General features: G+C 46.2%; 8 protein-coding genes. All 8 read right to left on the bottom strand.

Annotated features, from left to right (window positions below; all coding sequences use genetic code 11):
• Positions 1–28 precede the first annotated feature (28 nt).
• Positions 29–1,126 carry a transcription termination factor NusA gene (gene nusA, locus EC604_RS12580; protein WP_123064485.1) on the bottom strand — a complete coding sequence of 366 codons (1,098 nt, stop codon included), beginning with the start codon at positions 1,124–1,126 and terminating at the stop codon, positions 29–31.
• Between the two features lie 124 nt (positions 1,127–1,250).
• Complete coding sequence (gene rimP, locus EC604_RS12575; protein WP_123064484.1) at positions 1,251–1,712, bottom strand: ribosome maturation factor RimP; 462 nt, start codon at positions 1,710–1,712, stop codon at positions 1,251–1,253.
• Between the two features lie 268 nt (positions 1,713–1,980).
• Positions 1,981–6,303 carry a PolC-type DNA polymerase III gene (locus EC604_RS12570; protein ID WP_123064483.1) on the bottom strand — a complete coding sequence of 1,441 codons (4,323 nt, stop codon included), beginning with the start codon at positions 6,301–6,303 and terminating at the stop codon, positions 1,981–1,983.
• A 148-nt stretch (positions 6,304–6,451) separates the two neighbouring features.
• Positions 6,452–7,906, bottom strand: a complete 1,455-nt coding sequence (proS, locus tag EC604_RS12565) for a proline--tRNA ligase (RefSeq protein WP_123064482.1) — start codon at positions 7,904–7,906, stop codon at positions 6,452–6,454.
• A 62-nt stretch (positions 7,907–7,968) separates the two neighbouring features.
• Positions 7,969–9,240: an RIP metalloprotease RseP gene (gene rseP / locus EC604_RS12560; protein WP_123064481.1), complete on the bottom strand. Its 1,272-nt coding sequence runs from the start codon at positions 9,238–9,240 to the stop codon at positions 7,969–7,971.
• Between the two features lie 113 nt (positions 9,241–9,353).
• The gene (locus tag EC604_RS12555) at positions 9,354–10,493 is read right to left on the bottom strand and encodes a 1-deoxy-D-xylulose-5-phosphate reductoisomerase (protein ID WP_123064480.1); all 1,140 of its coding nucleotides are present in this window, start codon (positions 10,491–10,493) and stop codon (positions 9,354–9,356) included.
• A 72-nt stretch (positions 10,494–10,565) separates the two neighbouring features.
• Positions 10,566–11,360 (bottom strand): phosphatidate cytidylyltransferase, encoded by a 795-nt coding sequence (locus EC604_RS12550; RefSeq protein ID WP_123064479.1) that lies wholly within the window; start codon positions 11,358–11,360, stop codon positions 10,566–10,568.
• 16 nt (positions 11,361–11,376) lie between these two features.
• Positions 11,377–12,144, bottom strand: coding sequence for an isoprenyl transferase (locus EC604_RS12545; protein ID WP_123064478.1), 768 nt, complete (start codon positions 12,142–12,144; stop codon positions 11,377–11,379).
• Between the last annotated feature and the right edge of the window lie 61 nt (positions 12,145–12,205).

Raw genomic sequence — 12,205 nt, 5'->3', positions numbered from 1 at the left:
ACGTCAGCGCCCCCCTCCGTGCTTTCCTTTAATCGACGGAGACGGAATCCTGATGCATTTCCGAAGAAGAATCTTTTTCTCTGCCGAATTCCTGCTCCGCCTGGCTCTCGCTCTTAATGTCGATCTTCCAGCCTGTTAATTTGGCTGCCAATCGAGCATTTTGACCTTTGATGCCGATGGCAAGGGACAGTTGATAGTCAGGAACGATCACCCGAGCCATCTTCTCCTCCTCGAACACGTGAACCTCCAAGACTTTGGAAGGACTCAGAGCATTTGCCACATATTCGTCCACTTGTTCGGAAAAACGAACGATGTCGATTTTCTCACCGCGCAGCTCACCCACAATGGTCTGCACGCGCATCCCTTTTGGACCTACACAAGATCCAACCGGATCAACTTCCTCGTTGCGAGAATGTACTGCAATTTTGGAGCGGAATCCTGCTTCACGGGCAACCGAACGAATTTCAACTACACCGTCAAAAATCTCAGGTACTTCCAGTTCAAACAGACGTTTCAAGAGACCTGGATGAGTTCGTGATAAAATGATTTGCGGCCCTTTAGTCGTATTCTCGACCTTAGTGATGTACGCCTTGATGCGGTCACCGTGAACAAACTTCTCGTTCGGCATTAATTCGGTGAGTGGCAGTGCCGCTTCGATTTTGCCCAGATCGATGTAGATATTGCGCAGATCCTGACGTTGCACTACTCCCGTAACGATATCTTCTTCCTTATCCACGAAAGCATTGTAGATCAGGCCACGTTCGGCTTCACGAATACGCTGAGTTACAACCTGTTTAGCCGTTTGTGCGGCGATACGTCCAAAGTCACGCGGCGTAACTTCAATCTCCGCAATATCTTCCAACTGGAAGTGTGGATTGATTTCCCGTGCAGCAGGCAATGAAATCTCAGTGCGTGAATCCAGGACTTCTTCCACGATCAGTTTGCGGGCATATACGCGAATAACCCCCGTATTGCGGTTCATGTCAACACGTACATTCTGCGCCGTGTTAAAATTACGCTTGTAACTGGAGATAAGTGCAGCCTCGATCGCTTCAAACAGCACATCCTTGCTGATCCCTTTTTCCCGTTCCAATTCATTCATTGCTTCAATAAAATCCATACTCATGAATGTTGATCCCCCTTTCAAACATGGCATCCCATACGTAAAACGGCGAAAGGCTCGAAACTTGTGAGCACCTTGCCGTTATCGTGAGATGTGTCTTTTTCATTAATCAAGTGAACAAGGCACTTTAAAACAAAATGGCCAAGCGCGCACTGGCAACCTTTTCATAAGAAATGGAATGCTGCTTCTTGCCTGTTTCAATCACAAGCTCCCCATTATCAAAGGAAAGCAGCTTGCCTTCGAATTCCTTTAATTTATTCACCGGCTCGTAGGTTGTAACAAATACGTTTTTGCCTACGGCTTTGGCAACATCCTCCGCTTTTTTCAGTGGACGCTCCGCACCGGGAGAAGACACTTCAAGGAAATAGACAGATGGGATCGGATCGTTCTCATCCAGCTTGGCACTCAGCTTTTCGCTGATCAAGACACAATCGTCGATGTCGATTCCACCCTCTTTGTCGACATACACCCGTAAAAACCAGTTGCTGCCTTCTTTGACGTATTCGATGTCAACCAGCTCGAAGCCTTGTTCGTTCAAGTAGGGTTGGATCATTTCTTCCACGGTAGATTTAATATTCGTTGTGCTCAAAACCGATAACCTCCAACTTAGGTCACACCAACTATAATCGCTGGCAGATGATTAAATACCCAAGATTCTTGTATACCAAAGACTAAAGAGTGGGTTTCCCCACTCTTCAGAAATTCGTACTATCTCGTTCACTTCAAAAATTATAACATAGTCTGGTAATAGTGACAAGTAACCCACCTTTGCATAGCAACCACACTAATGAAGGAAAAATCGAAGTATATGGCTTAAGGACATAACCAATGAAGTTATTCTGCTAATTTTCTACCTATTAGAACAAGGACAGCTGATTGCTCTCAGGCAAACCACGGAAACATCCCATGTTGGTCAGTAGTTCAACGATCGTTTTCGTTGCTTTGGACTTCTGCTGGAAATCTTCAATGGACAAAAACTCACCATGCTCGCGAGCCGCAGCAATGTTACGAGCCGCGTTATCCCCAATACCCGCAAGTGCAGAGAATGGAGGAATCAAAGACTTCTCGTCCACGATGAATTTTGTCGCTTCCGAACGGTACAGATCAATCGGTTTAAGCGAGAAGCCGCGGGCGGTCATCTCCAGTGCCATTTCGAGGACAGGTAACATGTTTTTCTCTTTTGGCGGTGCCTGGAAACCGAGCTGTTCGATCTCTACGATTTTGCGATAGATGGCATCATAGCCCTGACACACCAGCTCAATGTCCAACTCGTCTGCACGAACGGTAAAGTATGTCGCATAATATTCAATCGGATGATACAACTTGAAAAATGCTGTACGTACCGCTGAAATAACGTAAGCAGCCGCGTGGGCTTTCGGGAACATGTATTGGATTTTGAGACAGGAGTCAATGTACCACTGCGGTACCTTGCAGTTTTTCATCTCATCAATCCATTCCTGCGGCAGTCCACGTCCTTTACGAACACTTTCTGTAATCTTAAAGGCCAGACTCGCATCCATTCCCGCCTTGTAGATCAGGAACAACATAATATCATCCCGACAGCCAATTACCGTTTTGATGTTACATGTGCCGTTCTTGATCAGATCCTGCGCATTACCAAGCCATACGCCCGTCCCGTGAGAAAGCCCCGAAATCTGCAGCAAATCGGCAAAAGACGACGGCTGGGATTCGACAAGCATCTGACGCACGAATTTCGTACCCATCTCTGGCACACCGAATGTGGCAACAGGGGAGCGAATCTGCTCCGGGGTTACGCCAAGGGCATCCGTGGAGTTGAACATACTCATTACTTTGGGATCATTCATCGGAATCGTTGTTGGATCAACGCCCGTAAGATCCTGCAGCATACGCATCATCGTCGGATCATCGTGTCCCAGAATATCAAGCTTCAGCAGGTTTTCTTCAAATGCGTGATAGTCAAAATGGGTTGTTTTCCACTCTGCTGTAACATCATCTGCCGGATACTGGACAGGTGTAACATCTTCCACTTCAATATAATCCGGTACAACGACGATTCCGCCGGGATGCTGTCCCGTGCTTCGCTTTACACCGGTACAGCCGGATGCCAGACGATTCAGCTCGGCGCCGCGCCATTTCTTTTGATGTTGTTCTTCGTATTTCTTCGCAAAACCAAACGCCGTTTTCTCAGCGACCGTTCCGATCGTACCCGCACGGAACACACTTTTCTCACTAAACAGCACTTTCGTGTAGTTATGGGCATGGGGCTGATAATCCCCCGAGAAGTTCAAGTCGATATCGGGAACTTTATCCCCTTTAAACCCAAGGAAAGTTTCAAACGGAATATCCTGTCCTTCCCCTTTGAGTTTCCCCCCGCAATCAGGACATGGTTTGTCTGGCAAGTCAAATCCACTCGGTACACTACCGTCAAGGAACCATTCGCTATGCTTACATTCAGGGTTCACACAGATATAATGTGCAGGAAGCGGATTAACTTCTGAGATACCAAGGAACGTTGCTACGACGGACGAACCCACCGATCCCCGCGAACCTACAAGATAACCATCCTGATTTGATTTTTTAACGAGACGTTCCGAGATCAGATAGTTGGCAGAAAATCCGTATTTGATGATTGGCTGCAATTCTTTTTCCAAACGAGCAATAATCACTTCCGGCAGGTCTTCACCATAGATCGATTTGGCCGTGTTGTAACAGGTGTTACGGATTTCCTCCTCCGCGCCCTCCAAAATCGGCGTAAAGAGTTTGTCCGGGAAGAGCTTGATCTCCTCAAAACGATCGGCTAGCTCAATGGTATTGGTAACCACAACTTCGTACGCTTTATCCTGTCCAAGGAACTGGAATTCCTCCAACATTTCGGCTGTCGTTCTAAAGTGAGCATCCGGTTTGCGCTGATCTTTAAGCGGACTGAATCCGGTAATCCCATGAATCGTAATATCCCGATAAATTTTATCTCTTGGCTCCAAGTAATGAACGTTACCTGTAGCTATGACAGGTTTATTCAATTTCGCACCGATATCTACGACTTTACGAACCGCAAGTTTCAACTCTTCGGGTGTGGCAACAAGTCCTTTATCCACCAGATGCATGTACATGGTCAGCGGTTGAATCTCCAGAATGTCATAAAACTCGGCGATTTCCTCGGCTTCTTCTACCGATTTGTTTAGAACTGCCTCGAAAAACTCTCCCTTTTCACAGCCAGATATGACAACCAATCCTTCGCGTAAGCTTACCAGCTTGGACTTCGGTATACATGCAACACGTTTGAAGTACTCGGTATGTGAGAGGGAAACCAGCTTATACAGATTTTTCTTGCCTACATCATTCAACGCGTAGATTCCGCAGTGGAAAGGACGTGTATTCGACAAATCTACCCCAACGAAATCATTCAAACGATCCAACATCGTCAGACCTTTTAATTGAGCTGCATCATTGATCAGTCCATTTAAAATACCCGCCAAAGCAATCGTATCGTCGATCGCCCGGTGATGGCTTTCCAGCGCAACTTTATACTTATCGGCCAGTGTATTCAACCGGTGATTTTTCATTTTGGGATATAAAAGACGAGCCAGTTCTAAGGTATCAAGCACCGGGTTTGGCAGCTCAGGCATGTCCAGATTTTTGAGGGATGCCTGGATAAAGCCCATATCAAACCGTGCATTGTGCGCGACCAATACACCATCTCCTGCAAAAGCAACAAAATCACGAATAACCGGTTCAAGCTCTGGTGCATCTTTTACCATCTCATCTGTAATGTTGGTTAACTGCTGAATGTTGTATGGGATTCGTTCATGCGGATTGACAAAGGTAGCAAAACGATCCACTTCTTTCCCCTCTTGAACTTTGACAGCGGCAATCTCAATGATTTTGTTCTGCGTTACCGACAGTCCCGTGGTCTCGATATCAAAGACGATATACGTGGCCGTTTTCAGATCCATTGGTTGTGGATTCAGGACAACCGCTACAGAGTCATTCACCACATTCGCTTCCAGGCCATAAATCATTTTAATGCCATTTTTCTTCGCTGCCTTGGCTGCTTCCGGATAGACCTGAACACCACCATGGTCAGTGACGGCAATCGCCTTGTGTCCCCAATCAGCAGCTGTTTTCACATATTTATCAATCGACGTTACGGCATCCATCGTACTCATCGTGGAGTGTAAGTGGAATTCTACACGTTTCTCCTCTGCTGTATCCTTACGAGATGGCGGTGCTTTGATTTCAGTCAGATCCGAAGGAATCATAGCAAGCTCAGGAATTTGCATAAAACGATCGTACTCTACACGTCCACGAACTTTCACCCATTTTCCATTTGCCAGCAAGCTGAGTATTTTGACATCTTCTTTGGTTTTGGCAAACATCTTCATTTGCATTGAATCCGTAAAGTCTGTCAGATAGAAGGTGAATAACGTATTTCCATTCCGCAGTTCCTTGCGGTCCAGACCAAAGATCGTTCCCTGGAGTGTAATTTTCTTCTCTTCATCCTGAACTTCTTGCATCGGTACAGCCGGCTCTTTGATCTCATACCCCATCTGCAACCGCACATCACCTTGATCTTCTTCTTCTGGCAGCTCGGTCTCGATGACTTCACTCATCATTTTTTCGATAACCTGTCGTTCTTCTACTTTCTTCTGAGCCTGGAATTGCTCCATTGCTTCTTTGTTGCTTCCCGCTTCGCCCACCTGCATTTTAATACGAAGTGGCAAGTGAAAATACTTTTCGTAGAATCTGGTAATGGCTTGATCAATCTGCTTTTTGCGAGCAAGTTCCATGGATGTGGAATCACTCATCGTCAGTTGCAGCAGATCGGCTTCACACTCCACTGTCGCACGATTCATCCAGCCATTTACAGACGGAATTTCACGAGTAACCCACTCCAGAAACAGGTTCCAATATTCATTTACGATATCGTTAGACAGCACCTTGTCTGTATATTTAAAAGCAAATGTAATTTTGGCAATATGATTTAACTTCTCCTGAATATGCAGACTGAACGTTCGATAGATCGGCGCAGGCACCAGTGTGTCCTTACCAATCTGGATATGCCATTCGCGATTCGTACGATTGGTCTCGACCTGTTCAATCCACCCATCCAAGAAATAAGGGTCAGTCAAACCTGCCGGAAGTTCTGCCTGTTTCATCAACAACTCAAACCGTTTTCTCTTCTCCTCAAATCCACTCATCGTGTTCCTCCTGTGCCCCCTTAAAACATGAAAAGCTCCTGTATTCAAAAATGTCCCCGATCCGAACCCGCACCGATCCATTTTATCCGACAGAAGCTCTTCATTCATTACTAAACCGGTGAATAAGCTCTCTTCATGAAGCCGTTAACTAGTATGCTCTTGCAAACACAACCGTGTGCTGCGCCTTTTCACCACAAGCCAGACATGTGTGCTTTTCTTCCGCAGGCTGGAACGGAATGTTCCGGCTGGTTGCACCCGTAACTTCTCTTACTTTATCTTCACATGCTTCTGATCCACACCAGCCAGCCAGTGTAAATCCGCGTTTGTTTTCCATCAATTCTTTCATCTCATCCAGTGTATCTACGGAGTAGAAATTGTCAGACATAAATGTGCGAGCACGATCAAGCATGTCTGCCTGAACTTGTGTCAACATCGTTTGAATCTCTTCAACGAGGTTTGCTTGCTCAACTACTTTCTTCTCTCCAGTAATCCGGGAGACAAGCACACATACGCCATTCTCCATATCACGAGGGCCAATCTCCAAACGGATCGGTACACCACGCATCTCATACTCGTTGAACTTCCAGCCTGGACGGACATCACTACGATCATCCATTTTCACACGAATGCCAGCTTTTTTCAGTTCAGCAAACAATTCATCCGCACGACCAACAACGGCATCACGTGTTTTTGGCGGTCCAATCGGGATCATTACCACTTGAGTTGGTGCCACTTTAGGCGGCAGTACAAGACCACGGTCATCCCCGTGAACCATAATCAAAGCACCGATCAAACGTGTACTTGTTCCCCATGAAGTGGTATGCGCAAGTTCCAGAACGTTATTACGGCTCAAATATTGAATTTCAAAAGCTTTGGCAAAGTTAGTCCCCATGTAGTGAGAAGTACCTGCCTGTACGGCACGTCCATCTTTCATCATGGCTTCAATCGAGAACGTATCCACTGCCCCAGCGAACTTCTCGGATTTGGTCTTCTGCCCTGTAATAACCGGAATGGCAAGGTATTCTTCGACGACTTCACGGTAGATTTCAAGCATTTTCATCGTTTCTTCGCGTGCTTCTTCTTCTGTCTCGTGCGCTGTGTGGCCCTCTTGCCACAAGAACTCACTAGTGCGAAGGAAGGGCAACGTTCTCTTTTCCCAGCGGACCACGTTAGCCCATTGGTTAATCAATACTGGCAGATCACGATAGGACTGAATCCATTTGGAGTACATATGTCCAATGATCGTCTCGGAAGTTGGGCGGATCGCCAAACGTTCTTCGAGCTTTTCTCCGCCTGCTTCAGTTACCCAAGGCAACTCAGGGTTAAACCCTTCTACGTGCTCTTTTTCCTTTTGGAAAAAGCTTTCGGGAATGAACATTGGGAAGTACGCATTGCGGTGACCTGTTTCACGGAAGCGACGATCCATCTCATCTTTAATGTGCTCCCAAATTTCGAAACCGTCCGGTTTAAATACAATGCAGCCACGAACTGGTGAGTAATCCATCAGATCTGCTTTTTTAATAACATCAATGTACCAGCGAGAGAAATCCTCACCCTGCGGTGTAATTTCTGTTACGAACTGTTTATCGTTTTCCTTTGACATAAGACTCCTGCGTCCTCCCATAACGACTAGTACTGAATAATCAGCACATAGTCAAACCGTAATTATCCGTTAATTAAACGTAGTATATCATTATATGTTACTGCCAGCATCAGTACAAAGAGCATCGCGAACCCGACGAAATGCACCATACCTTCCCTGTTAGGGTCAACCGGACGTCCACGCAACGCTTCGATTCCGAGGAAAACGAGACGGCTGCCGTCCAGCGCAGGAATCGGGAGCAAATTGAAGATTCCCAGATAAAGGCTTAGAATCGCCGCCCATCTTGTTAATTGCTCAATACCTTGCTTGGCGATCTGACCAGTTACCTCAAACGTACGCACAGGTCCACCAATGTCATCCATGCTAAACTGATTAATCAAATGTCTGAATCCTTCAAAGATAACCTTGGTCGTATCCACCATAGCTACTCCCGAGAACTTGAACATTTCCACGAACCCAACAGAACGAGTAGGTAAGACAGGCGCAATTCCAACCTTTCCGCCTTCTTGACCTTCTACCGCACGAGGTGTAATGTTGACATTAAATGTCTCGTTTCCGCGGCGAATTGTCCATTCCATAGGCTTGTCTTTGGATTCAGCAATCATCGTCACCATTTTCTTAGAATCTATACCAATAACCGTACCATTAATGGTTTCGATGATATCCCCTTTTTGCAAGTTCGCCTCATCTGCAGCTCCACCTTTAAACACTTCACCGATCTGCAGATTCTTTGGATTTTCCACTGGAACACCTGCCATTTGCGCATAAACAGCGAACAGAACAAAAGCAAGAATAAAGTTCATGAGTGGACCTGCAAAAATAGCCATCGCGCGTTGAGCCACCGTTTTGCTGCCGAACTGTCGATCTTTAGGTGCAATTTGTGTCTCTTTACCACGGCTAACCAACATCGCTTGCGGATGAATTTGATAATGTTGTACTTCACCATCCACATCCAGTTGTAACTTAAGCGCATTCTCCATGTCAATGGAGATCACTTCTCCGCGAATCACATTTTTACGGTTATCCAGTTGGTCTAGATAGATCATTTTGACCTGATCGTCCACTGTTCGTACCGCTATGGTCTGTCCTTCCTGGATTTCAATCAGTTCCGGGTCTTCTCCTGCCATCCGTGCATATCCGCCAAAAGGCAGCAAGCGCAGCGTGAACTGCGTCTCATTTCTTTTATATGAGAATAATTTGGGACCAAAACCGATCGCAAATTCCCGTACAAGAATACCGGCGCGCTTGGCAAAATAATAATGCCCCCATTCATGCACTGTTACGATGACAAAGAACATGAGCACCGTTAGAAACACCACTTGTATGGTTTCCAATCCCTATTCATCCTCCTTCACGGCACGTACCGCAGTCTGTCCCTCTAGACTATCATTATTCTCTAATGCCGCACAAGAGAATCGCTTCTTTCCGTTTGTCTTGAAAAAAGAGATTACAGCAAGGACGCAAGCTTGCGGCTATCCTGATCACAAGCAGCTATTTGCTCCAGATCAGGGTTGTCCACATTCCGGTGCGCTTCCAGCACAGAAGCAATGATATCCTCTATTTTAAGGAATGAAATCTCTTTCCGCAAGAAACGCGCTACAGCAACCTCGTTAGCTGCATTAAAAGCCGTCGTTGCAGTCCCTCCCATTTTACCACATTCGTATGCCATTCTTAAACATGGGAAACGATCCATATCCATCTCCCTAAAATGAAGTTGTCCAACTTGGGCAAGAGACAACCGTTTTGCCGGAGAAGGCATACGGTCAGGATAGGTCAAAGCATATTGAATTGGGACCCGCATATCCGGAGTACCGAGCTGGGCAATGATACTTGTGTCTTCGAATTCCACATAGGAATGAATGATGCTCTCTGGATGAAGTAGAACATCAATCTGCTCATAGTCAAGACCAAACAACCAATGTGCCTCAATGACTTCAAGACCTTTGTTTACCATCGTTGCAGAATCAATCGTGATCTTTGAGCCCATTGACCAGTTTGGATGCTTGAGTGCATCCTCTACAGTCACCTGCTGTAGTTGCTCACGTGTAAGATGTCGAAACGAACCACCTGATGCAGTCAATGTAATTCCAGCCACACCCGATCGATTTTCTCCATTCAAGCACTGGAAAATAGCTGAATGTTCACTGTCTACAGGCAAAATAGAAACTCCTTTGGAGGCAGCTCTCTCTGTAACGATATGCCCAGCCGTAACCAACGTCTCCTTGTTGGCGAGTCCAATCTGTTTCCCGGATTCGATCGCTGCAAGTGTAGACTCCAGCCCAACACTTCCTACAACAGCCGTAACAACCGTATCTGCATCTGTTCCTGCCGCAACCTCGATGAGACCTTCCGAACCGTAATACACTTTCGTGCCTGCTGGCACATGTGGAGAAATCTTATCAGCCAACTCTTTTGAGCCTACCGAAACCTTTTTCGGCTGATAACGTCTAGTCTGTTCAATCAGCAAAGCTGTATTGCTCCCTGCAGCTAGTGCTTCCACTTGAAAGTGTTCTGGATGCATATCAACAACATCCAATGTCTGTGTCCCAATCGACCCTGTCGAGCCAAGAATCGCTATTTTTTTCATTGCTGCACCTCACCTCTAACGAATCCGATGCTTGTGGGCGAGCCACTTCAGTCATCTTGAAGCTGTCTTCTTCTAATAAGGCAGTAGCATCAGTATATGTACAAATGGAAACACCACAATCCAACTGTCGCACCGATCCAGAATACCACCATGCCCAGGAAGAAGATTGCCTGAATCCTTAATGTTGTAAACGCGTTTGTAAGCTGACTGGATCAAGTCACCCATCTGTCCAACTACTGCACAAGCAACCCCGATTAGAATTGCTCTCTGCCAGGAGAGTAAGCCATCTGACACCAGGGCAAACACCACCGCGGTCGCAATCGCAATGACAATGCCGCCAAGTGCTCCCTCCACCGTCTTGTTCGGACTGATCGAAGGCCAAAGTTTGTTTTTCCCTATCCATTTACCTACAAAATATGCTCCGGCATCACTTGCCCAGATTGAACCTAGCAGAAGGAATGTCCAGAATAAACCATGATGTAAATGTCTAGATTCTGCGATGTAATAGAATCCCGTTCCAATATACAATACGCCGATGAAAAGCATAGCAATTGTATTAATCGGTAATCTGTTCTTCGTGACGACCGAAGCGGTCATCAAAACTAGCATGATGATCCACGAAATTTGAAACAAGGATAACGGTCTTGCATCCCATACCATTTCCCAAGGAAATACCATAGAAACAATTCCAGCATATCCAATTAGAGCTACACCTGAAAAGGGCTTCACCCCGGTCATTTTCACAAATTCATAATAACCGATGAGAGCCATAAGCAAGACCAACCCGTGGTACCAGGGTCCGCCAAGCATACAAAAACCCAAAAACAATACACCTGCAATAATTCCCGTCGTTAATCGCTGTTTCAACGGCTTCATCCTCCATCTATTTCAAACCGCCGTAACGCCTTGTTCTGCGCTGATATTCGGCTACTGCTTCAAGCAGATGCTGTTTGCCAAATTCGGGCCAGTATATATCCGTAAACCATAATTCGCTATACGCAAGCTGCCATAACATAAAATTGCTCAGTCGCAGTTCTCCACTCGTTCGAATCAACAGATCCGGATCTGGCATATCTGCGGTTAGCATATGTTTGTCAATAAGTTCAGGTGTGATATCTTCCGCAGTCAGTTCCCCCGACTTCACCTGCAGAGCAATGTCTTTCACACATTCCGTCATCTCCCGGCGGCTTCCATAGTTCATCGCAAAATTCAACACCAGACCAGTGTTATGTTCCGTAAGACGAATAGCTTCCCGCAAAGCGTTAACCGTATGTGAAGGCAGATGTTCCTCATGTCCCATCATGCGGATACGTACATTTTTTTCTATCAGTTCTTCTAACTCAATAGCCAAAAACTCTTGCGGAAGTCTCATCAGAAAATCCACTTCTTCTTTTGGACGCGTCCAGTTTTCTGTCGAAAAAGCGTACATCGTCAGATATTTGATGCCCAGTTCATCCGCCGCGATGGTTGCACGTTTAACTGCCTTCATGCCATTCTGGTGTCCAGCTATCCGCGGGAGACCGAGACGTTTGGCCCATCGTCCATTGCCGTCCATGATGATGGCGACGTGCTGCGGGATATTATCCTCGGATATAGTCAGCGTTTCCTGCTTGTCAGCCCCATTCCACCACGACCGAACCCGTTTGATCATTCCTGTTCCTCCAAAATCCCTGAAGTTTCTTCATCTGAAGCTTGGAAAAAGAGACAAAACC

Origin of the sequence: Paenibacillus amylolyticus, assembly GCF_003719335.1 — a bacterium.
Classification (GTDB): domain Bacteria; phylum Bacillota; class Bacilli; order Paenibacillales; family Paenibacillaceae; genus Paenibacillus; species Paenibacillus amylolyticus_D.
This window is presented reverse-complemented; position numbering and strand designations above follow the sequence as displayed.

What these genes read in the sequence shown, in the direction of transcription:
- nusA (WP_123064485.1), bottom strand. Translation starts at nt 1,126, where the DNA reads ATGAGTATGGATTTTATTGAAGCAATGAATGAATTGGAACGGGAAAAA.
- proS (WP_123064482.1), bottom strand. Translation starts at nt 7,906, where the DNA reads ATGTCAAAGGAAAACGATAAACAGTTCGTAACAGAAATTACACCGCAG.
- EC604_RS12545 (WP_123064478.1), bottom strand. Translation starts at nt 12,144, where the DNA reads ATGATCAAACGGGTTCGGTCGTGGTGGAATGGGGCTGACAAGCAGGAA.
- EC604_RS12555 (WP_123064480.1), bottom strand. Translation starts at nt 10,493, where the DNA reads ATGAAAAAAATAGCGATTCTTGGCTCGACAGGGTCGATTGGGACACAG.
- EC604_RS12570 (WP_123064483.1), bottom strand. Translation starts at nt 6,303, where the DNA reads ATGAGTGGATTTGAGGAGAAGAGAAAACGGTTTGAGTTGTTGATGAAA.